Below are 21,370 nucleotides of genomic sequence, written 5' to 3'. Positions count from 1 at the left end.
TTATAGCTTCACAGACGACAATCGTTAAGAGAAAGTAAAATTTTATATTTTTCTATAATAAAGATACTTCTTAAGTAGGGCACAATCATTCAATTGAAGTATTGTGCCCTGCTGTGGTTATTTATCTAATGGATTAGGAATCGTATCAGTCACTGAAGCAAAGGATTTCTTTTTCATCGATTCAAAAGAAAATTCATCCACCTGAATAGCATCCCAGCGAGCTCTCTCTACAGCAACGAGCTTATCCATTTCATCCTGAGTTAACTCTCCTTTTTTGACCTTAGTTACTAATTGCTCTTTCAAAACACTGAATTTCGCACGTCTTAATTCTGGTATCTTCTTGTATAACGCACCATGCTTAATTAGCAATTGTAAAGCCTCTTCCATTCTATCAACAGGTTGATTGTGGTCACCACTTAAGTAGATAAAACGTTTTAATTGGTCACGATAATGATTATTGGACATCATTAATTGAGCCAATTGATGATCAAGATGATCATTAGGATAACGCATGGTTTGTCCTAAGGGGAAAGCTATTAGTCGCATTAGCAAACCAAGCGCTTTTGATGGGAAATTTCGACAAAGAGAAAGCATTGATTTTTGCGCATGATAGAAGCAATAACGTGCTGCCCACATTGCATGTAATTTTTCGTCTGCGTGTTCTTCATTTTTTTGATAATAACGAAGTGCAGCCATCGCCATATATAAGTATGACATACCATCCGCCAATCTTGCAGATAAACGCTCTTTTCGCTTTAAATCACCACCCAAATAAATTAAGGATAAATCTGCTAACCATGCGTATGCATGACTCAAACGTGTAAGACGTTGGTATTCTCGTTTTAGACTATTGTCTGGGGCAGCAATAAATAATCCACCAGTCCAACCTGAACATATTGTCTTAGCAAAATTACGCATAAAATAGGTAATATGCTGCCAAATTAATCCTCTGAAAGCGATTTTATCCTCTTGTGATACAGCATAGAATTCATCGCGCACAAAAGGGTGACAGGCCATCGAGCCTTGCCCAAAAATCAATAGGTTGCGCGACATAATATTGGCGCCTTCGACTGTAATAGAAACGGGTAAACCCAAATAATAGCTAGACAGATAATTACGTGGTCCCACAACCACAGCACGGCCCGCATGAATATCCATCGCATTATTAATACTTACTCTGGCAAGTTCTGTATTGAAGTATTTAGTAATGGCTGATGCAACAGATGGTTTTTTGTGTTCATTTACAGCAGCAACCGTTAACAACCGAGTAGCATTGGCTAAAAAATTTAATCCAGCAATTTCAGCAAGTTTTTCTTCCACTCCCTCAAACTGGCCGATCTCCACATTAAATTGTCGACGAATTCTTGCGAAAGCGCCGGTGGTTAAATAGGCAATTGTCGAAGAGGCTGCTCCTAACGCTGGCAAGGAAATTGAGCGGCCAATTGACAGACATTCCACCAGCATTTGCCATCCATGCCCAGCATTTTTTTGTCCTCCAATGATAGTGCTCAGGGGTACAAAAATATTCTTGCCACGTAAAGTGCCATTCATAAAGGGTTGCATAGCTGGAAGATGACGATTACCGATTTCAAGGTTCTCGGTATCGCGAGGTATTAATAAACAGGTGATACCTTCCTCCCCTACGCCATTAAGCAAACTGTCGGGATCCTTTAGGTTAACAGCTAATCCTATTAAGGTGGCAATAGGAGCGAGAGTAATCCAGCGCTTATTTAGTGTGATATCAAGGCCTAAAACCGTTTTGCTACCCACTTTTTTTCTTACCACAATCGCTTCAGATTGAAGAGAAGTGGCATCACTGCCTGCACCAGGCTCAGTCAAGGCAAAACAAGGAATATCAATTCCCTTTGCTAAGTTAGGTAAATATTGGGCTTTTTGCTCCTCGGTCCCGTAATAATTGAGCAGTTCTCCTGGACCTAAGGAATTAGGTACCATCACTGTCACTGCCGCAATACCAGAACGACTTGCGATTTTCATAACCACATCGGAATGAGCACGTGCAGAGAATCCTTTACCCCCATACTCCTTCGGGATAACCAAACCAAAGAATCCCTTCTCCTTTATAAAATTCCATACCTCTTCTGGGAGATCACCAGCTTGACTTATTTGCCATTCATCAAGCATGTCACATAAAGCTTTGGTTTCATTATCAAGAAAGGCTTGTTCCTCTGTGGTCAATTCGGAAGATATCGTTGCTAGCTTGTCCCAGTTAGGCGAGCCAGTAAAGATATCTTTTTCTAGCCAGGTATCACCCGCATTCAACGCCTCTTCTTCCGTCTTTGTAAGTTTTGGGATGAACTTGCCGATTCGTGTAAACAAAAAATCACTAATAGCAAAGCGGATTGACTCCACACGCATGATTAATACCGCTGCCAGGATCGCCGCCCAAACGAGAATCCCCGGCAACCAATGCATGCCAATAAAAAACGTGGCAAGCAACAAATAGATTGCACTACCTACCTCCCAAATCAATGGGTTCAAACCACGATAGAGCACGATGAGGGTAAACCCAAGGTAAACAAGAAACAGAAGTGTGGCCATATCAATACCTTCCTTTGTCTTTGGTGGTGATAATCGTAGAATAGACGAAGCAATTCTCCACTGCAGTAGAGTTTCGAAAGAAGTCTAATGAAAATAAGTATATACTCGACTACTGTCATTTTGCGAGATAAGCTGGACGTCAGAAAAGAAAAAAATAAATTTTTACACTATAAAAAAGCATTGATCTCAGATAGCTATCTAACTGCATAATTTTTTACTAACTATAACCATGAACCAACGCCTAATTTGGAATTTTGAAATTAACCCGCAGCCACCATTGGACTTAAACGCTTTAGCAACTAGCGAAGAAGATAAGATCAAATGGGAAGCAAGGTTTTTTTGGCCCGAAAACACGATTATCGTCTTAACAGGTCTTCCTGCTAACTGTCTTGATTTGACGAAATATCAAATCAAAAAAAGGGAAGATCAATATCTATTGCTCCCGGGTTGTGACTACAACATCAAACGTCGGCGCGGCCAATTGCTTTATAAACCCCAACTGCAATGCACAGATAATATTCGTGGCTACGGCAAGAAAATTAATCTTAATGAGGATGGACTCGGGCAACTTTTGATAGAAAATCAACGTTTATCCATCTTAACTAATGAAATCACAGTATGCAAAATTGCTCTAATCCACGAATTTCCAACCGAACCTACAATCAAGCTTGAACTTGCAAGACTAGAAGTAGCACAGAAAATTTTTTTCAGTGCTTGTATCGAAGGGAGGTCACAAAACCTAGTAGAGCAAATAAGCAAACATTTGCTGGGGAATGAAGTTTCTTGTGACTACGTTAGTTTTCTGCAAAAAATACAAACATCATGATTAAAACCTTACTTTCTGTGATCTGGAGTTTTGGAAAAATTGGTATTATCTCCTTAGGCGGAGGGAACTCCATGTTGAAATTGCTTGAATATGAGTCCGTAAATTATCGCCATTGGATTGGTCAGGAAGAGTTTGTGCAAATGGTAGGCTCCACCTTTTTATTTCCGGGATTAACAGCCGTCAAACTATCCGCATTGATTGGCTATAAGGCAGCAGGGATGACTGGTTTAATTCTCGCGGTTGCTTGCTTGAATTTACCGGGGTTGGTACTTGCTGTTTTAGGTTACCAATTATTAAGCAGCCATAATGGACCTGTAACATACAAGATCATGGTGGCCGTGCAATATGGTGCTTTGGCATTGTTGGCTGCTGCTTCTTTTTCTGTAGCTCAGGGTGTGGTAGCAATGCATTATTCTTTGCCTTTGGCGTTGGTATGTGTGCTGTTCTTCTTCTGTTTAGTTTATTGGCAACTCTCTCCTTTTTGGGGCTTCATTGCCTTCATCGGTGTTTGTTTCTTTCTGGTGCGTTAACCTTGCCTCAAACAGCAAGGTACATTACCCTAGCCCTATATGAGGCTCACTACTATTAAGTTAAGGACTTTTTCTATTCTCGAATTACCGCGGCTTGACCGCGGTATCCATTCGAAATCACTTAACTTAATGGCAGTGGATAAGAGGCTGTCTCTCCTTAGGAGTTTTGCTTTGACTGATGAGTTAGATAACCCGGAGTACTATATTAACCGGGAATTTACAGCTTTGGCTTTCAATGAGCGGGTATTACAACTTGCAAAAGATGAGCACGTCCCTCTTTTGGAGCGTATGCGTTTTCTTTGTATTTGTAGTGGCAACTTAGACGAGTTCTTTGAAATCCGCGTGGCTGGTCTGAAAGAAAAAATTGCCCTTTCATCAAGAAAACAATACATCGATGGCTTACAAGCTGACGAAATTTTCACTCAGCTAAGCAAGAAAGTACACATACTTATCGATGAGCTTTATCATATTTTTAATAAAGAGCTACTTCCGGCAATGAAAAGAGAAAATATCCACTTTTTGGCAACGGAAGAATGGACCGATGATATTCATTTGTGGGCAAAGCACTATTTCAAAAACGAAATTTTACCTATTGTCAGTCCTATAGCCCTCGACTTAGCTCATCCTTTCCCACGATTATTCAATAAAAGCTTAAATTTCATTATTTCTTTGCGAGGTAAGGACGCTTTTGATCGTAATATTGATTATGCAGTTATTCATGCTCCACGTTCTATACCACGTCTTATTCATTTACCTTCAGAACTTTGTGAGGAAGGAAGCACATACTTTGTCTATTTATCTTCAATTATTGAAACACATGTTCATAGTTTATTTCCGGGAATGGAAATCAATGGTTGCTATCCTTTTCGATTAACACGCAATAGCGATTTGTTTTTACGTGAGGAGGAAATAGAAGACTTGGCTGTTGCTGTTCAGCGCGAGCTTTTTTCACGCCATTATGGACACGTAGTACGTCTTGAGGTAGATAAAAATTGTCCGGCTAATATCGTCGATTTTTTATTGCAAAAACATCATCTACATCATGAAGATGCTTACCACTGTGATGGTCCAGTGAATTTGCAGCGTTATTTTAGTGTTATCAACCGTATTGAGCGGCCTGAGTTAAATTATCCACCACTCATTGTCCATTATCCTGAGATGCTATATAAACGCAATCTATTTAACGCCCTTGATGAACAAGACATTCTCTTGCATCACCCCTATCAAAGTTATGATGTGGTTATTGATTTTGTCCGTCAGGCTGCAGCCGATCCCAATGTTTTAGCGATTAAACAAACATTATATCGCACGCACTCGGAATCAGTTATGGTCAAGGCTTTAGTTGAGGCAGCGAGAACAGGTAAAGAAGTCACTGCCGTTGTTGAATTAAGAGCTCGTTTTGATGAAGAGTCCAACTTAAGGCTGGCCAACCATCTTCATGAAGCGGGTGTTCTGGTTCTATATGGGGTTGTAGGTTACAAAACTCACGCAAAAATGACCTTGGTTGTCAGAAGAGCACACGGAAAATTAAAGCGTTATGCCCACTTGGGCACTGGTAATTACCATGAGCAAACGGCAAAACGTTATACTGATTTTGGTTTGTTGACCTGCGAGCCAACCATCACGTCTGATGTACAAATTATTTTTCAGCAACTGACTGGTTTAGGAAGAACAGTAAAACTCAAAGCATTGTGCCATTCTCCTTTTACCTTACAGAAAAATTTACTGCAACTTATCGAAGATTGCATGCAAGCTGCTCTCGAAGGGAAGGAAACGGAAATCAATATTAAAGTAAATGGCCTTACTGATAAAACCATGATCAAAGCACTTTATCGTGCTTCACAAGCAGGGGTAAAAATTAACCTTCTGGTTCGTAGTGTTTGTTGTCTTAAACCAGGAATTCCGAATGTTTCTGAGAATATTCGGGTAATATCTATTGTCGGACGTTTCCTCGAGCATCATCGAGTTTATTATTTTCGAACAGGAAATGAGGAGCGGTATTATTGCTCAAGCGCAGATCTTATGGAGCGTAATTTATATACTCGAATAGAGCTGATGTTCCCTATTCTTGATGAGAGTCACTGTAAACGTATCAAGCAAGAAATTTTTAAAAATTATTTAAAAGACAACTGCAATGCATGGGAAATGCAAGCAGATGGAAGTTATAAACCGATGACCAATGGAAAATACAGTGCTCAAGAGAAATTAATTGAGCTTTACAGCAACAAAAATGGGGATTAGTACAAATGAACAATATATTAGTACAGTGACAGCCTAAACAAAAATTGTCTTACTTTCTTTTCCTGGTTCTTCACGTGCCAATCGTGGTAAAAGATAACCAGGCAATCTCTTTTGTAATTCTCTATAAATGCTTAATGCTTCTTCTTCGGGAATATCAAAGTGAGCTGCTCCCTTTACCTTATCTAACAAATGTAGATAGTAAGGTAATACTCCACAGTTCAATAATTGCTCGCTTAGCTCAGCAAGCGTATCTACCTCATCATTAACGCCTTTTAATAACACCGACTGATTCAACAAGTGACAACCGCTTTCACGTAATGCCTTGCAAGCCTCAAAGACAGCATGGTTTAATTCTTGAGGATGATTTGTGTGCAGAACAATCACTTTTCTAAGGGGGGTAGCTTCAAGACACTGCAAAAAACCTGTATCAATACGCTCCGGAAGAACAATAGGGATGCGTGTATGAAAACGGATCGTTCTGAGATGACTGATTTCTTGCAATTGTTGTAGAAGGGAAGCAATAACCTGGTTGCTAGCCAATAGCGGATCCCCTCCACTTAAAATGACTTCGTGAATTGTGCTATCTGCTTGAACGTAATCGAGAGCCGTCCGCCATCCTTCTCTGCCTGGGTTATGGTTTTCATATGGGAAATGACGTCGAAAGCAATACCGACAATTAATAGCGCAAGCTCCGGTTAAGGTTAGCAACACACGGCCCTTATATTTATGTATTAGACCTTGTCTGGGATGATTGTTGTGCTCGGCAAGAGGATCGGAAATATAACCTTCGACATCGGTTAACTCCTCATTTACCGCAAGAACCTGCAAAAGAAGCGGGTCACGAGGATTTCCTTGTTGCATACGAGCAACAAAACCACGAGGAACACGCGTTTTAAAATTCTGCTCAGCCATAGTACTACCTAACGTCAAAGGCAAGGATAAAAATTCAAGTAATTCATTGACCGAGGCAAAACCCTGCGCCAGAATTTTTTGCCAACTCACAGAGGAATCTCGCATTAATTGTACAAAATTGATAAACTGCATGAACTCTAACGAAATTAGAACAAAATCTCAACAGTGGAGCACTGATGGCAATCTACAGCACCAATGAATTCAAAAATGGTTTGAAGGTTATGGTTGATAATGCACCTTGCAGCATTGTCGATTGCGAATTTGTTAAACCTGGAAAAGGACAAGCTTTTACAAGGGTTAAAATTCGCAACTTAAAGACGGGCCGTGTTGTTGAACGTACCTATAAGTCAGGCGAAACTTTGCCTTCCGCCGATGTAGCCGATGTAGAGATGCAATATTTATATAACGACGGAGAGCATTGGCATTTTATGGTTCCTGATACCTTTGAACAATACGCCGTGGGACATGAGGCGGTGGCTGATGCTGCGCAGTGGTTGAAAGAACAAGATCTGTGCGTTGTGACACTATGGAATAATGAGGCCATTCAAGTGACGCCACCTAACTTTGTGGTATTGGCGATCACTGAAACCGATCCAGGGGTTAGAGGAGATACTTCTGGTGGTGGTGGTAAACCAGCCACCCTGGAAACAGGTGCCGTTGTCCGGGTACCTCTTTTTGTGCAGACAGGTGAATTGATCAAAGTTGACACTCGTACCGGTGAATACGTGTCGAGAGCTAAAGAATAAGGAGATGAAAAAATGACTGCAATTAATTTTAAAAAGGCATTTAAAATATTGCAGCTCTTACCTGGTGCTGATTTAAAGACGGTCCAAGATCGATATACCTCCTTGGTTTCAGCATCTGATTTTAATCTCAGATGGGAACAAGGAGACAAAGAAGTGCAAGACATTGTGGATGCTTACAACGATCTACAACTCCTTTTAGAGCCCTACGAAAAACTATCAAGTCTTGAACAACAACGACTACTGGGGGCATTGAATGAACTGCCCGAAAATGAATTAAAAGAACTTCTCCTCCTTTATCCACATAATAGTGTTAAATTTTATTGGGATAGTAAAACTTATGAGCACCTGCGTAATTATCTCTATCTACCCAAAAACACAAACCTTACCAGCTTGATAGGTGGATTCTTCGCCATATTTAATACTTGTCCTGTACCTTCTTTTGCTAAAGAAAATCCATATGATAATGTTGGTCCCTCTTTATGGGAGAAAAAACATCAATAAGCTATTTCTCTTGACGAATTAAAAATAGACACTTGCATTTCAAATTTGCCAGTTGCCAAAAAACATCACTTGGATACAATGCTCTCTTTGTATCTACAGGTAACTCTTCATGGGATTTTATTTTAATACCCCCGATCAGATTAACGGGGATAAGGCTTATAACGAGGGGAAGTTTGATGAGGCACTCACCTATTATTCACATGCTTTAGAAACCCTCCTTCGTCATGCTGCTTCTAGTGACCAACATCTACAGTATTATGATGCCATAGCTCACGTGTTTGCCGATATTATCATCACCAAAAGTGTACTCATTAGGATAAATGCTCGAGATTTTACCAAGGTTGCAATGTATTGGCGGGAAATACTGTCAATGATTCAAGAAATGGAGGTAGTTTATAATCAGAATCTTAAAGATAGAAAGCACATTTATTCTAGAGAAGTAATAATTAAAGCTTATTCGATGCTTGCTGTTACTTGTGAGAAAGTGAGTGACAAGATCATGGATTACCTGGACGACTCAGGTACGACTTCAAAAAATATTCTCGTTAACCAGCCCACGCTTAGTGATGCTATTCAATGGATGCAAAACGCTATTATCTATCAAATAAAAAGCGGTCAAAGCATTAAGATCGATAGCAGTTGCGGTTATTTAAATTTGCTTGAACGTCAGTTTAAAGAAACAAACGATGAGCAAACTCTTGCTCTAATGTCTGCGTACATGGCAGAACATAGACTTCTCGAGCAAGTTATTGAAGACCCTATGCAAAAACTTGAACTCCTTAGCTATGCTATTCGTATAGCGATAGTCACCAAGCAAGACAACCTTGCTGTACTTACTACAACTTGTCATGAAATCTATCAATCTCTTCCCAGAGAGAATGATGACAATCCTATACTGCAAGATCTCTCAACACTTATTGAGCTAGAGCCGAGGAATCCATCTCTCGAAGACCAACATGGCATAGAGAAGCTTGAAGAAGAAGAGGGTATACTCAGTCCTACTGAAATGTCTCTTGAAACACCTCATCCTGATGATGAGAATTTAGGACAAATTGAGCTTCATCCCTCTACTACATCCCCAATTCCTACTGCCCCAATGCCTAATGAACAAGTGGCACGCGCTTCACAGCAAGGCATGTTTGCTATAACGAAGGGCATACCATCAGCACCCGATACGCTTGAAAATCACAGCCATGCTTTCATTACAGCACTTGATAGGATTACCAAGCGCTCAGGGGATACAAAATATTTAGCTAATTTATTGTCACTTGTTGCTGACTTTTTTAAGGACTACCAATCAAGCGGTATACCCAAAAAAAATTGCATTCTTATAGCCTTTGATGCTTATCAACAGGTATTACGCATCTATCCAGAACATCGCAGGGCTATGCAACAGCTAGGGCATTTGCCACAACTGCATCCCCAATTGGTTATACCGTACCAACAATTTGGGTCTACACCCTTAAACCATAGGGATCCGCGAATGAAGGTGATGGAACCAAAGTCATTTTTTATCGAAGCGTTAGAGGAAATCACCACTCAAGTAGAAACTCTTCTCATCCATTCGCCACAAGATGCTACCACTACTTTGGATAGGTTAATACATTATCTCGGAGCCAAGCTAGCAGAAGGTGTAATAACCCACAGACCATACCCCGAGATAAGAGATAAACTTGTCATGGCTTATCAGGAAGAACTTAATAAAAAATCTCCCTCTTCTATTTTGAGCTAACTTTAAGGACGTTCCCTATGTCAGCAGACTTACCATCTGCTGACATAGCCATACCAAGCTTGAGGGGCACCACCAAAGTAAACACCACGGTAACCACCCCAATAACCAGACCTCCAACCATAACTTGTAAAGTAAGGAGTTCCCCAATAAGGCCGGTATCCATAATATCCTACGGAATAGACAAAATCATTCCCATACCTAGGAGAATAGCTGGCCGTTGTTACAGAGCAGCTAGTCAGGAACACCGTTGGCGCAAATAGAATCACAGCCAAAATTAACTTTTTCATAACGCATCCTTGCCAAAGGAGGTGTTATATTATTATACGACATGGCCATAATTTATTCAAAATGATACTTCTTTATTTGCAAAGCTCGGGGTTCTTTTTATTATCAAAAATATCAATCACGGAAATTTTCAAACTGCAGTGGCAATTTGATGTCGGATTTTTTCAATAAAGCAATAACATCTTGTAAATCATCACGTTTCTTCCCTGTTACTCGTACTTTTTCACCCAATATCGACGTTTGAACCTTTAACTTGCTATCCTTGATTAATTTAACAATTTCCTTAGCGGTCGGCTGATCAATGCCTTGTTTAAAGGTCATTGAGAGCGAAAAAATCTTACCACTGTGGACGGGCTTGTCCTCAATATCAACACCACCTGTATCGACGCCTCGCTTAGTACAATGATTGCGAAATAAATCTTCTAACTGACGTACTTGAAAATCGGATTCGGATTTAAGCGTCACAATCAAATCATTCAGTTCAATACTCGCCTCCACGTCACGGAAATCAAATCGCGTACCCATTTCGCGCACGGCATTATCCACCGCATGACGCAACTCAACTTTGCTAACCTCAGAAACGATATCAAAAGAAGGCATAATTCCCTCGACGAAAATTAAAGAATTTATTGTAACTAAAAAAACGGCGCCAGGTATATATTAAAGCGTTTGCCTATATCTCTTTTGCCGCCCTATATTGAAAGAAGAGCTTTTTTTGACTATAAATCAAAAAGGGGCACATGATCTCAATCTCAGCACAATAACAAGGAGGGTAGAACATGCAACTTCCTATTCAAGTGGTATTTCGCAATATGGAGCCCTCACCCACTGCTGAGCAAAAAGCCCGCTCGTTAGCTCAAAAACTGGAACGCTATTTTGATAAGATTATGGCCTGCCGCGTAGTTATAGAATCTCCTCACCGACATCATCATAAGGGAAAACTTTATCATGTCCGCATTGATCTCACTGTACCGGATGCTGAACTGGTAGCAAGTCGCGAACGTTCGGAACATCATGCTCATGAAGATGTTTATGTCGCAATACGGGATGCTTTCAATGCGATTAAAAGGCAACTTCAAAGTTATGCAAGACAACGTCGTGGCGAGGTGAAACATCATGAACAGCCGCTCTACGGCCATGTGCTTGAAGTTTGTCCCCCTGCCGATTATGGTTATATCGAAACGCCAGACGGACGACAAATTCGCTTTACAAGTCATAGTGTAATTGATTATGACTTTACCAAGCTCGAAGTTGGCGACAGGGTGCGTTTTGCAGAAGTAGAGAATGCTAATGCTGAGGAACCTGTTGCTAGTACCGTCTATGTTGAAAATACGACTCATCGGTAGTTTGATCATCTTAACACAAAGGAGGTGTTATGCGAGTAGGTGAATTCTGTAATCGAGAAGTCGTCATGATCATGAGCGACGAGTCGGTAAAAAAGGTCGCAGAGCTTATGCGTTTGCATCATGTGGGTGATGTCATTTTGGTTGAAGAACAAGATGGTAAAAAAACTCCCGTGGGGATTATCTCTGACCGTGATTTAGTCATTGAAGTGATGGTACCAGGCTTAAACCCTGATGACCTGGCCGCACGTGACATTGTCACCCGTTCTTTAATGGTCGTTCATGAAGACGATAGTCTTTTAGATGCTCTTGATTTGATGCGAGAAAAAGGGGTACGTCGTTTACCAGTAGTAGACATTAAAAACACATTAATAGGAATCATCACCCTTGACGATATTACGGATCTCTTAGCTGAAATGCTAGGCAATGTCTCAGGTGTAGTCGAACGTCAACGACAACTTGAGAGTAAACAAAGACCTTGATGTTCTTACTCATATTTTTGCGTTGTCTATGACGTTGATTTAATTCAGAAAGAATTGCATTCCTAAAAAAGCCCCTGTTAAACCAATCGCGATTATAGGGAAAATGATAGGTAATGAGAATGTGCCCGATTTTTTCTTTTCTCTAAGCTTAATTTTAATGAGAGAGACATGAATCATTATAAAAATACAAAGAATAATACTACTGGTTAATTTAGCCAGTGTGGTAATTGGCAATGCATATGCGAACACTAAAATAATAAACATAACTAACAGGGTGGCATAAACGGGTGTTTGAGTTCTTTCAGCTACGATCGAGAATAATTTCGGAGCATTTTCTTGCTTAGCCATACCATAAATAAGTCGTGACGCCATGATAATCTGTACCGCTACTCCATTCGTTATCGATACCAAAGCAATTAAGGTAAATAGTGTTGGTGATTGTCCTTGCCGTTCGATAATTTTTACGAGCGGTATATTGCTTTGGGCTAAAATGTCTGTAGGTAAGGTCGCAACAATGACCCAAGCGATGAGCAGATATAAAATACTGGCACTTGCTATCGCGAGAAAAATAGCAACAGGGAGTGTTCTCTCAGGCTTGATAGTCTCTTCTGCAGTATTCACCATATCTTCAAAGCCAATGTATGCATAAAAAGCGATAAAGGCACCGAGCAATACCCCATCAAAGGAATGGGGCATAGTCAATTGTGAAATATTAAGAGGGGTAAAGGCACTGCGACCATAAACAATGATCATCAATATCCCTCCCACCTCAATGATAGTCATGATCATGATAAGCGTAGCCGATTCACGAATACCCCAGAGAGCAAGACCGCCTAAGATGAGGATTAAAATGGTGATACTTATGTAGGAAGGTATGGGAAAAAATAAAGCAATATAATTGGCAAAACCATGAGCTATTGTAGCTGCTGAAATGACACCTGTTAACACAACAACCCAGCCAATTAAACCTGATAACCACGCATGATCGAACGCTCTTCTCACATAAAGAGCAGAACCCGCACTTTGAGGGAAACGCGAGCTTAATTCCGCGTAAGAAGCAGCAGTAAAAAAAGCAATGACGGAGGCGATTAAAAATGCTAACGGTGTGAATTCTTCGGCCTGTTTTGCGACTTCACCTACAAGGGCATAAATGCCAGCACCTAAAATCGTACCTAAACCATAAAAGGTTACGAGCGTTAAAGATAATGTTCTCTTCAGAGGCATGTTACATCCTTGTAAGCTGTGAGAGGCCTTAGTTACTCCAGAATGGATTCCCACCTGCGCGGGAGTGACACCGTTTAAACGAACAGTCCCCTATTTATAGTTTCGCTAATATTAAAAGATGGAGTAAGATTCACATTGTAACTTAGAGCACTAATTAAAACATCACATGATGTGAGCTCATTAGTATAGGGCAAGGAATTGAAGCCAATTACGCATACTGGTTTTGACATAAGGCAAGTTAATATAAAGCAAATTATTGCCTGGGCATTATACGATTTTGCCAACTCATCCTATTTTGTGGTTATATTTACTTTTGTTTTTGCTACTTATTTTACCAATGAAATAGCTGCCAATGAGATTGAAGGAACCGCTCTATGGGGGTATACGATTTCAGCCTCAGCATTGCTCATTGCTGTGATGAGTCCATTTGCTGGTGCATTAGCAGATTTTGGTGGTTATCATAAATCCTGGCTGTTCTTTTTTACTTACTTAGGTATTATTTCGACAGCTTGTTTGTGGTTTGCCTACCCTAATCAGAATTCCGTTCCTCTGGCTTTGGCATGTATATTCATTAGTAATTTTGCTTTAGAGGTCGGTACCGTTTTCTATAATTCCTTTTTGCCAAAACTATCACCCCCAAATTATATAGGACGCATTTCTGGCTGGGCCTGGGGATGTGGATATTTAGGTGGGCTATTATGTTTAATCATTGCGTTGGTTGTATTTATCAAGGGGGATTTTGGACTTTGGTTCGGGAAGGAACAATACGCGAATATTCGTGCGATCACTTTATTCGTAGCATTGTGGATCTGTATTTTTAGCTTACCTTTATTCATCATTGTTCAGCAGCAGAAAAGTAAGCAGTTTTCAATGGCTATTGCTATCAAAAAGGGAACAGCAGAGTTGCTAACCACTTTAAAGAACTTACCTGGGCAAAAAGATCTACTGTTATTCTTAGTGGCTCGTATTTTCTACATTGACGGCTTGAATTCGGTATTGGCATTAGGCGGGATTTATGCCGCAGGCACATTTAAATTAAGTATCAGCGACATCATGACATTTGGGATCATTCTTAATATCACAGCAGGATTTGGTGCAGCATTATTTTCCTGGTTTGATGATTGGATTGGTTCAAAGAAAACAATCTTTATTGCCTTGGGTTGTTTAACCCTGACGTTTTGTTTTTTACTAACGGTTAAATCAGCATTTATATTTTGGATTTTTGCACCAGTCATTGGTATTTTTGTAGGACCAACTCAGGCCGCCAGCCGTACTTTCCTCGCTCGTTTGGCTAAACCGGAAGAAATCACTCGCATGTACGGTTTATATTCCCTTTCTGGCAAAGCCACCAGTTTTCTAGGTCCTCTATTAGTAGGGTTAGTAACCGTTTATACAGACAGTCAACGCTGGGGTATGTCGATCCTCCTGCCCTTTTTTATTATCGGCGGCGCTTTATTATATTTCGTGAATGAACAAAATAAAACGTAAACCACTAGATGAAAACTCAATAATCATACAAATGTGTGCTTTTAGGCACATAACATTTTATTTGCAAAGCAAATTGACGTAATACCTCAAGGCCAGACGCTTCTGCTTGTTTACACCATTGCTGTAATGATTCAATCAGTTGATTTTGAGATGAAGAGGTTTTTAACCAAATATTTTGCAGTGACTGGCGATAGTGATGCACGAGTTGTAGCTTTTCATATCGATTCAACAAGGCTTGTAAATAGGAGTTAGCCTGTGGAGATAATAGTTTCTCCTCTCGTCGTAATAATTTCCCCGCATGTTTAAACACTTGTTTATCAATTTTCTTCTTATCGCTGTTTCTTTTTTCATGACGCAGGATAGGTTTTATAACGAGTTTGTAATACTCAGACATGATATGAAAGCGATTACTGATCACTGCTTTTACTGTATCGAGGTCAACGTATGATTTGTCTTTGTTTGTGACCATTTTGGGGGGCAATTTTTTAACGTGGGCAAGCCGCAAAAAGGCTAAACAGCGAATATAAAGCCAACCTAAATCGATTTCCCACCATTTGATCGAGAATTTTGCCGAGGAAGCAAATGCATGATGGTTATTATGTAATTCCTCTCCGCCAATAAACAATCCCCAGGGGAAAACGTTGGTCGAAGCATCCGGACATTCGAAATTCCGATATCCTGCAAAATGCCCCACACCGTTAACAACACCTGCAGAAAGTGGAATCCACATCATTTGTATAGCCCAGATTGTAATACCAATGCTCCCAAAGAAGAAAAGGTCGAGTAAGAACATCAGTAATATGCCCTTCGCGTTATGGCGAGAATACAGTTTGCGCTCAATCCAATCATTTGGGGTGCCATGAGAATATTTTTTTATCATTTCCTTATCTTTAGCAGTTTCACGGTACAATTCCGGCACTTGCCAAAAAACTCTTTTTAAACCAAATATCTTAGGGCTGTGTGGATCGCCTTCAATATCTGTAGTTGCGTGATGTTTGCGATGAATAGCGACCCATTCTGCAGTAACCATCCCAGTGGTTAACCAAAGCCAGAAACGGAAGAAATGACTAACTATCGGATGTAGTTTTAAAGCTCGATGTGTTTGATAACGATGTAAGTAAATCGTTACTGAAGCAATGGTAATTTGTGTGAGAATTAAGCCTACTAAAAAATAGCCCCATAACGGCAAGTTTAAAACACCAAACATAAAAAGCTCCATTGAGGAACTGGAAATTGAATAAGGATCTTACACTAGTTCGGTCCCGCAGTCTGTAGCTCATCAAAACTAATGAATGAATAGACGCGGGATTTAATCAGATATTTGGCAAATCCCTGCCAATAAATTTCTATATATTTAAATGGTTATTCGCTGGCTGGGCCAAACCAGTGGGTAAATTAAACAGGTCGAATTGTTCAGCCACTCGTTGGAATACAATCCTGTCATTTGGGTTTTGGAGAAAATTAGCTGGACGAATAGCCATTCGTTTAACAATCATATCAGCTGCTTCTAATATATCAGGATGTACATCTACGTCATTACCACCTAAAAGATAGTTGACATACTGATCTGCGACATTATTAAAATTAAGAAAACGTAAGAATCGAACAAGTAAGTGATTTTGTGGGTTCATAATTTAGGTCCTCTGCTTGAAATTAGGCGCTCATTCAAACATATGCAACAAATATTGTCAATTAGATATTTAAATGTTCACTTCTGGCCGATCTCGTTTTCGTGAGTTTTTGCCATAACCATAAAATGATTACATCGTTACACAACCTGATGGTGATTCACTGACATCTGGGTTATCCGGAATATTGAATGTAATGTCCGCTACGTCCTCTATGGTTTTCTTTTCCTTTAATTCTTGCGAGGATTTTTGTAATAATAATAGTATTCCTTCGGACGATTTTTATTTTTCTTATGATAGTCTGCAGCTGATAAATCTCCTACCTCATCTAACATACTCGCTGCCACAAATTTTCTATCCACACAGAAACCAGACTCTTCAACAAATGCAATAACATTTTGCGGTGCCAAGGAAAAACGATACGTTTCTTTTGAGCGCTTTAAAGAAGCCTCTGCAATTTTTGAAGATGCTATTTCTGACATAAAACTTAATAGTACTTCATCGTTATCTTTTAATATTTTTGCAAGAGACGTTAGTAATGCTCTATTTTCTTCTTGACTGAGATACATGGTCAGCCCTTCGCCAATGACTAAGGTCTTTTTTTCTTTTTCAAATCCATGAACTTCTAGCGTATTTAATAAATCATTCTTACCTAAATCACATTCAATATATTTTAAATTATTGCCTACCGAGATCGTACCATCAGAAAGCTCAGTAATACTTCCCTCTTCTAAACTGATTTCTTGCGGCATAGTCTTTAACCCTTTTATCTTATGTTCGCGAGTTGGTCCACGATCCAACTCATAAACTCTAATGTCAGGATGAATAAGAGCAGTGACTAAAGCGCGAATATCGTAACCCCCACCTAGAAAAATAATCTGTTCTACGCCTGCCTCAATAGCACTCTCAATTTTATTTTTTATCATCAGCTTTCGCAGCATGATAAGTTGATCATAACCGGGAACTACCACTGCATTAAAAAAGGATTGCTGAATAGAGTAAGGCATATGAGACAAGCTCTCAGACAATACCCAATTAAAACCGTAGAGGGATTGTTTTCCTATATTAACGAAATGTTTAATCAATGCTAATTCTTGTTTACTGAATAAATAAACATGTCCTGTATCAAGCGAGCGTGCAAACGCCATTGCCACTGACAATGCAGTCACGCTTGGTTTGATATCATCTGGAATTGATTCATGTTTACTTTGCATAATAATGTCCTTATTTATATAACAATCTTCATCATCTAACCGCGGCAAGGGAACTGAAAACCTGGGTTACGGCTTCGCCTAACCCAGGCTACGTTTGCTAATATGCCTTTAAAAATCGATTCAGAATTATATTGTTTAACTCTAGGCATGCCAAATAATTTATTACATGATTGGAATCTAAATATGATCAGTACAAATACTCTTATTTCACAGTTAAAGCACCTTGATCTTCAGTCAAGAGAAGTCATCATGGTTCATGCTTCCATGCGTGCAATAGGCAAGGTATTAGGGGGGCCTGATCAAGTTCACCAAGCGATTATGGATGCTATTTCCCCAGGTGGCACCCTCATGATGTACGTCGGTTGTGAACCAGAATATGAAGCCGTTGGTCGAGGCAAATTCACCACAGATGAAGAAAATACCATTTACCAATATTGCCCTGCCTTTAATTCTGCGACTGCCAGGGCGAGCCGTGATTATGGTATTCTGGCAGAGTTTTTTCGCAGCTGGCCAGGAGTCATTTGTAGTAGTAACCCTGGCGCTCGTATAGCTGCCTTAGGTGACAAAGCGAGCTGGCTGGTAGCTAATCATCCGCTCAATTATGGTTATGGGTCGGGATCACCTCTTGCTAAATTGTATGAAAACCAGGGGAAGATATTGATTTTAGAATCCGATTTAGATCAGGTCACCATCCTGCATTATGCAGAACATATCGCTCCTATCAAGGAAAAGCGCATTAAGCGATTTAAAGTACCGCTTATTAAAGATGGACAACGTGTTTGGTTCGATATCGAAGAATACGATACAAGCGTTGGCATCCGACAATGGCCTGAGCGCTTTTTTGCAACCATCGTTGAAAAATTTATAGAAGAATATCGTCTTCAAGCCAAAAGAATCGGTCAAGCTAAGAGTTACCTCTTAGATGTAAAATCGTTGGTTGATTTTGCTGTACCTATTTTTATTCAAGCCGCAGATAAATACTCGTGCTAAGAATGAAAAACTGTTGACACTCACGTAACGTTACCCCTTACGGTGCCAATCGTCAAACAGAGGAATCCAAAATGGCATACACGGTAAAGAAATTGGCAAAGCTTACGGATTTGATTCAGAGAGACAAAAGCAAGCCATGGTTATTGAACAGAACCCTCTATATAAATTGGCTTATGGTCCTCATTCAATGACCATTGGATGGGTGAGTGAGGGGAGTGCTTTTGTAATATCTTAATAAGCCATTTGCAGTCATCCATTTGAGCGTAATGAAGTGTGAAATTTTTTATAACAAGAGGAACCATTAAAAGGTGCTTTAGTTTTAGAGTATTCACATCAAACTCCAAAAAATACATTAATGATAAATGGCCTTTAAATTCTTCATAGCCCGAAATTCCTTCATAGTCATTTATAAAGTCGCCGCATCCATAAAAAATCGGACACCCTTCAAAAACTTCGAGTCCAATTGGATGATGAGATGAGTGACCATGTACTAGATTGACATGCGCTGATTTAATCAAGCCTTGCGCAAAGATTTGATGAGCCAAGGGAATTTGATACCCCCAATTTTTTCCCCAGTGAATGCTAACGATGCAAAGATCACCTGGTTTTCGATAACATTCAATTGTTTCTTTAACCTCCATTAGTGAATGTTCACTTAAGTCATTCAGCAGCCACACTCCAGGTTGATCGACTTTGGCCCCCCAGATATGAGGAATGCCGCTTGAAGGAACGCCAATAGAGAAAATCAATATACGACACCCTGGCAGTTCTAGAATGACTGGTGTTTGTGCTTCATCCAAGTTTTCCCCAGCGCCGGCATATTGAATTTGAGCCTTTCTTAGCGTCGCCAAGGTTTCTCTTAGACCTTGTACTTCCCAATCCATAATATGATTATTGGCCAAGGCACAAACATCAATTTGCGGGGTGGTTAGGGCATCGATGTTTTTAGGATGCATCCGATAATTGATTCCCTTATATGGCCAAGGAGTGTCGTGAGAGGTAACACTTGTTTCCAGGTTAATCAGTGAAAGATGAGGGCTTTGGTGTCTTAACTCAAAAAGTGCGTCTCCCCACAAATAATCCCCAGATACACCTCGTGGGATAGGACCATTCATTGATTCAGCCAGTCGCACGTAATCTCTGGCATCGGTAACATAAGGCTCATAAATTTCAGGGTTTACCGGATGCGATAAAATTTGATCGATCCCACGCCCAATCATAACATCACCGCATAAAAAAACATTTATGGATTCAATCGGCTTCTTTGACATCCACCGCTCCTACCTAGCGAATAAAAGAATTATAGTTCATCGATCTTGGATCAATGGAATCATAATTATTATGAACAGGTCAGTTGGTTTTCCTAAGAATTTGTATCTATAATATTTTTTCTCTTATTACATGTTTCTGCAAAGGCTCATATTTTATGGATTATGTGACCTATTTTACTCCTTATCGTGGTCTAACCGGTGGAATATTTATCGGGCTTTCAACGGTTTTATTCCTATGGCTAAATGGTCGAATCGCAGGTATCAGCGGTCTTTTGCATGGTCTTTTACCACCTGAAAAATCGACATCCTTCTGGCGTAGCGCTTTTCTATTAGGCTTAATCATTGGTGGCTTTTTATTTTATTTAATGCCTGTCATTCAATTCCCTTTGCGCCACTCTTTTCCTGTTTACTGGCTGTTGCTTGGTGGTTTTCTGACTGGGTTTGGTACAAGGATGGGACAGGGGTGTACTTCAGGTCACGGCGTTTGTGGAATAGCACGATTATCACCGCGATCCATTGCTGCAACAGTGATCTTTATTTTATCCGCCATGATTACAGTGTATTTGTTCCGACACGTAGGAGAAGGGATGCATGTATAGCTTAATGGCTTTTTTGACTGGGATTTTATTTGGCATAGGACTGACCATCTCGAACATGATTAATCCCAATAAAGTTTTAAATTTTCTGGATGTTACCGGAGCATGGGATCCGACCCTGTTAATGGTTATGGTTGCTGCGGTTGTGACCACATTTTTAGGATATCAAATCATCCAGAAACGTAAGAAACCCATTTTCGCCGAGACGTTTTACTTCCCTGAAAAGAAAAAAATCATAGACAAAAACTTACTAATAGGCAGTGCTATTTTTGGGATTGGTTGGGGAATGGCAGGTTACTGCCCGGGACCATCCATCACCGCCTTAGCTACATTCAATTTTGATCCTTTATATTTTGTTATTGGCATGATTTCTGGTTCGCTGGTTTACTATTGGCTATTCTTGCGTAGGTAATTTTTGAAATTCTAATATATAGGCATCTATCCAAGTCGTTGAATCACAATTCAACGATAAACATTATGCTATAATTAACACATTATATTGTATAAGCATTTATTTTTCGAATACTTCCTAAAACTTGTAATCACATTATACCGTCTCTTGTTCGCACTGATAGTGCGCCTCTAATTCACTTTTCTTATTGGGAATAGGATGTCTACTTATACTGCAAGAATATATTGATAATTTAGAAATAGCCCATCGCTCTGGAAATAATTTAGAATCTCTTTTTGTTTGGATGATGGCTCATGTCCAGGGGAAATTTGGTAACCTCAAAGGTCAAATTACTAATAACAAAACGCATGTGGTTGAAAAAATATTTCGAGCTTGTTCTTATGATTAATT

21 protein-coding genes are annotated in these 21,370 nt (G+C 39.8%); 12 read left to right on the top strand and 9 right to left on the bottom strand.

The genetic code is table 11. From position 1 onward, the window contains the following. Positions 1–117: 117 nt before the first annotated feature. Complete coding sequence (locus CKV79_RS01010) at positions 118–2,559, bottom strand: acyl-CoA dehydrogenase (protein WP_028372270.1); 2,442 nt, start codon at positions 2,557–2,559, stop codon at positions 118–120. A 229-nt stretch (positions 2,560–2,788) separates the two neighbouring features. Between CKV79_RS01010 and CKV79_RS01005 the strand changes: the two genes are divergently transcribed. The 3 genes from CKV79_RS01005 (at position 2,789) to ppk1 (ending at position 6,156) form a co-directional block, all read left to right on the top strand. Next, complete coding sequence (locus CKV79_RS01005; RefSeq protein WP_028372271.1) at positions 2,789–3,385, top strand: hypothetical protein; 597 nt, start codon at positions 2,789–2,791, stop codon at positions 3,383–3,385. Continuing rightward, on the top strand, positions 3,382–3,915 hold the full coding sequence (locus tag CKV79_RS01000; protein WP_028372272.1) for a chromate transporter: 534 nt from the start codon (positions 3,382–3,384) through the stop codon (positions 3,913–3,915). The genes CKV79_RS01005 and CKV79_RS01000 overlap by 4 nt, the downstream gene beginning before the upstream one ends. A 171-nt stretch (positions 3,916–4,086) precedes the next feature. Beyond that, complete coding sequence (gene ppk1, locus CKV79_RS00995) at positions 4,087–6,156, top strand: polyphosphate kinase 1 (protein ID WP_028372273.1); 2,070 nt, start codon at positions 4,087–4,089, stop codon at positions 6,154–6,156. A gap of 33 nt (positions 6,157–6,189) precedes the next feature. On the opposite strand, the gene epmB is transcribed toward ppk1, so the two are convergent. Next, positions 6,190–7,173: an EF-P beta-lysylation protein EpmB gene (gene epmB / locus CKV79_RS00990; RefSeq protein WP_028372274.1), complete on the bottom strand. Its 984-nt coding sequence runs from the start codon at positions 7,171–7,173 to the stop codon at positions 6,190–6,192. Between the two features lie 71 nt (positions 7,174–7,244). Between epmB and efp the strand changes: the two genes are divergently transcribed. From efp to CKV79_RS00975, 3 genes are all read left to right on the top strand, one after another. Next, positions 7,245–7,814 (top strand): elongation factor P, encoded by a 570-nt coding sequence (gene efp, locus CKV79_RS00985; protein WP_028372275.1) that lies wholly within the window; start codon positions 7,245–7,247, stop codon positions 7,812–7,814. A gap of 12 nt (positions 7,815–7,826) precedes the next feature. After that, positions 7,827–8,315: a hypothetical protein gene (locus CKV79_RS00980; protein WP_028372276.1), complete on the top strand. Its 489-nt coding sequence runs from the start codon at positions 7,827–7,829 to the stop codon at positions 8,313–8,315. Between the two features lie 109 nt (positions 8,316–8,424). Then, positions 8,425–10,047 carry a hypothetical protein gene (locus tag CKV79_RS00975; RefSeq protein ID WP_028372277.1) on the top strand — a complete coding sequence of 541 codons (1,623 nt, stop codon included), beginning with the start codon at positions 8,425–8,427 and terminating at the stop codon, positions 10,045–10,047. On the opposite strand, the gene CKV79_RS13700 is transcribed toward CKV79_RS00975, so the two are convergent. Next, positions 10,034–10,210, bottom strand: a complete 177-nt coding sequence (locus CKV79_RS13700; RefSeq protein ID WP_154660297.1) for a hypothetical protein — start codon at positions 10,208–10,210, stop codon at positions 10,034–10,036. The genes CKV79_RS00975 and CKV79_RS13700 overlap by 14 nt on opposite strands. 236 nt (positions 10,211–10,446) lie before the next feature. Then, entirely contained in the window at positions 10,447–10,932 is a 486-nt protein-coding gene (locus tag CKV79_RS00965) for a YajQ family cyclic di-GMP-binding protein (protein ID WP_028372278.1), read from the bottom strand. 179 nt (positions 10,933–11,111) lie between these two features. Between CKV79_RS00965 and CKV79_RS00960 the strand changes: the two genes are divergently transcribed. Then, positions 11,112–11,678, top strand: coding sequence for an HPF/RaiA family ribosome-associated protein (locus CKV79_RS00960; protein WP_028372279.1), 567 nt, complete (start codon positions 11,112–11,114; stop codon positions 11,676–11,678). A gap of 29 nt (positions 11,679–11,707) precedes the next feature. Further along, entirely contained in the window at positions 11,708–12,157 is a 450-nt protein-coding gene (locus CKV79_RS00955) for a CBS domain-containing protein (RefSeq protein ID WP_028372280.1), read from the top strand. Positions 12,158–12,196: 39 nt separating this feature from the next. On the opposite strand, the gene CKV79_RS00950 is transcribed toward CKV79_RS00955, so the two are convergent. Further along, positions 12,197–13,381 (bottom strand): APC family permease, encoded by a 1,185-nt coding sequence (locus tag CKV79_RS00950; RefSeq protein ID WP_028372281.1) that lies wholly within the window; start codon positions 13,379–13,381, stop codon positions 12,197–12,199. A gap of 198 nt (positions 13,382–13,579) precedes the next feature. On the opposite strand from CKV79_RS00950, the gene CKV79_RS00945 reads away from it, so the two are divergent. Beyond that, positions 13,580–14,869, top strand: a complete 1,290-nt coding sequence (locus tag CKV79_RS00945; RefSeq protein WP_231950166.1) for an MFS transporter — start codon at positions 13,580–13,582, stop codon at positions 14,867–14,869. Between the two features lie 16 nt (positions 14,870–14,885). Here the strand turns inward: CKV79_RS00945 and CKV79_RS00940 are convergent, their stop codons facing one another. The 3 genes from CKV79_RS00940 to CKV79_RS00930 form a co-directional block, all read right to left on the bottom strand. After that, positions 14,886–16,076: a DesA family fatty acid desaturase gene (locus CKV79_RS00940; protein WP_028372283.1), complete on the bottom strand. Its 1,191-nt coding sequence runs from the start codon at positions 16,074–16,076 to the stop codon at positions 14,886–14,888. A 139-nt stretch (positions 16,077–16,215) separates the two neighbouring features. Next, a complete protein-coding gene (locus CKV79_RS00935; protein WP_028372284.1) occupies positions 16,216–16,500 on the bottom strand; it encodes a hypothetical protein in 285 nt (94 codons plus the stop codon). A 227-nt stretch (positions 16,501–16,727) separates the two neighbouring features. Beyond that, positions 16,728–17,711, bottom strand: a complete 984-nt coding sequence (locus CKV79_RS00930) for a class I SAM-dependent methyltransferase (protein ID WP_028372285.1) — start codon at positions 17,709–17,711, stop codon at positions 16,728–16,730. Positions 17,712–17,894: 183 nt separating this feature from the next. Here CKV79_RS00930 and aac(3) point away from each other — a divergent pair, with 183 nt between their 5' ends. Beyond that, complete coding sequence (gene aac(3) / locus CKV79_RS00925; protein WP_035914890.1) at positions 17,895–18,701, top strand: aminoglycoside 3-N-acetyltransferase; 807 nt, start codon at positions 17,895–17,897, stop codon at positions 18,699–18,701. Positions 18,702–18,841: 140 nt separating this feature from the next. Here aac(3) and CKV79_RS00920 read toward each other — a convergent pair whose 3' ends face one another. Beyond that, a complete protein-coding gene (locus CKV79_RS00920; RefSeq protein ID WP_028372286.1) occupies positions 18,842–19,972 on the bottom strand; it encodes a CapA family protein in 1,131 nt (376 codons plus the stop codon). Between the two features lie 155 nt (positions 19,973–20,127). On the opposite strand from CKV79_RS00920, the gene CKV79_RS00915 reads away from it, so the two are divergent. Next, a complete protein-coding gene (locus CKV79_RS00915; protein WP_028372287.1) occupies positions 20,128–20,571 on the top strand; it encodes a YeeE/YedE family protein in 444 nt (147 codons plus the stop codon). Next, positions 20,564–20,980 carry a DUF6691 family protein gene (locus CKV79_RS00910; protein WP_028372288.1) on the top strand — a complete coding sequence of 139 codons (417 nt, stop codon included), beginning with the start codon at positions 20,564–20,566 and terminating at the stop codon, positions 20,978–20,980. Before CKV79_RS00915 ends, CKV79_RS00910 begins: the two co-directional genes overlap by 8 nt. Positions 20,981–21,370: the final 390 nt, after the last annotated feature.

The organism is Legionella lansingensis, from assembly GCF_900187355.1.
In the GTDB taxonomy this organism is placed as follows: domain Bacteria; phylum Pseudomonadota; class Gammaproteobacteria; order Legionellales; family Legionellaceae; genus Tatlockia; species Tatlockia lansingensis.
This window is presented reverse-complemented; position numbering and strand designations above follow the sequence as displayed.

Bases quoted from the DNA above. Each gene is read 5' to 3' on its own strand.
- CKV79_RS00935 (WP_028372284.1), bottom strand. From the start codon at position 16,500: ATGAACCCACAAAATCACTTACTTGTTCGATTCTTACGTTTTCTTAAT.
- CKV79_RS13700 (WP_154660297.1), bottom strand. From the start codon at position 10,210: ATGGATACCGGCCTTATTGGGGAACTCCTTACTTTACAAGTTATGGTT.
- epmB (WP_028372274.1), bottom strand. From the start codon at position 7,173: ATGCGAGATTCCTCTGTGAGTTGGCAAAAAATTCTGGCGCAGGGTTTT.
- CKV79_RS00980 (WP_028372276.1), top strand. From the start codon at position 7,827: ATGACTGCAATTAATTTTAAAAAGGCATTTAAAATATTGCAGCTCTTA.
- CKV79_RS01005 (WP_028372271.1), top strand. From the start codon at position 2,789: ATGAACCAACGCCTAATTTGGAATTTTGAAATTAACCCGCAGCCACCA.
- CKV79_RS00960 (WP_028372279.1), top strand. From the start codon at position 11,112: ATGCAACTTCCTATTCAAGTGGTATTTCGCAATATGGAGCCCTCACCC.
- CKV79_RS01000 (WP_028372272.1), top strand. From the start codon at position 3,382: ATGATTAAAACCTTACTTTCTGTGATCTGGAGTTTTGGAAAAATTGGT.
- efp (WP_028372275.1), top strand. From the start codon at position 7,245: ATGGCAATCTACAGCACCAATGAATTCAAAAATGGTTTGAAGGTTATG.
- CKV79_RS00950 (WP_028372281.1), bottom strand. From the start codon at position 13,381: ATGCCTCTGAAGAGAACATTATCTTTAACGCTCGTAACCTTTTATGGT.
- CKV79_RS00930 (WP_028372285.1), bottom strand. From the start codon at position 17,711: ATGCAAAGTAAACATGAATCAATTCCAGATGATATCAAACCAAGCGTG.
- CKV79_RS00955 (WP_028372280.1), top strand. From the start codon at position 11,708: ATGCGAGTAGGTGAATTCTGTAATCGAGAAGTCGTCATGATCATGAGC.
- CKV79_RS00975 (WP_028372277.1), top strand. From the start codon at position 8,425: ATGGGATTTTATTTTAATACCCCCGATCAGATTAACGGGGATAAGGCT.
- CKV79_RS00915 (WP_028372287.1), top strand. From the start codon at position 20,128: ATGGATTATGTGACCTATTTTACTCCTTATCGTGGTCTAACCGGTGGA.
- CKV79_RS00920 (WP_028372286.1), bottom strand. From the start codon at position 19,972: ATGTCAAAGAAGCCGATTGAATCCATAAATGTTTTTTTATGCGGTGAT.
- CKV79_RS00910 (WP_028372288.1), top strand. From the start codon at position 20,564: ATGTATAGCTTAATGGCTTTTTTGACTGGGATTTTATTTGGCATAGGA.
- CKV79_RS00965 (WP_028372278.1), bottom strand. From the start codon at position 10,932: ATGCCTTCTTTTGATATCGTTTCTGAGGTTAGCAAAGTTGAGTTGCGT.
- CKV79_RS01010 (WP_028372270.1), bottom strand. From the start codon at position 2,559: ATGGCCACACTTCTGTTTCTTGTTTACCTTGGGTTTACCCTCATCGTG.
- CKV79_RS00940 (WP_028372283.1), bottom strand. From the start codon at position 16,076: ATGTTTGGTGTTTTAAACTTGCCGTTATGGGGCTATTTTTTAGTAGGC.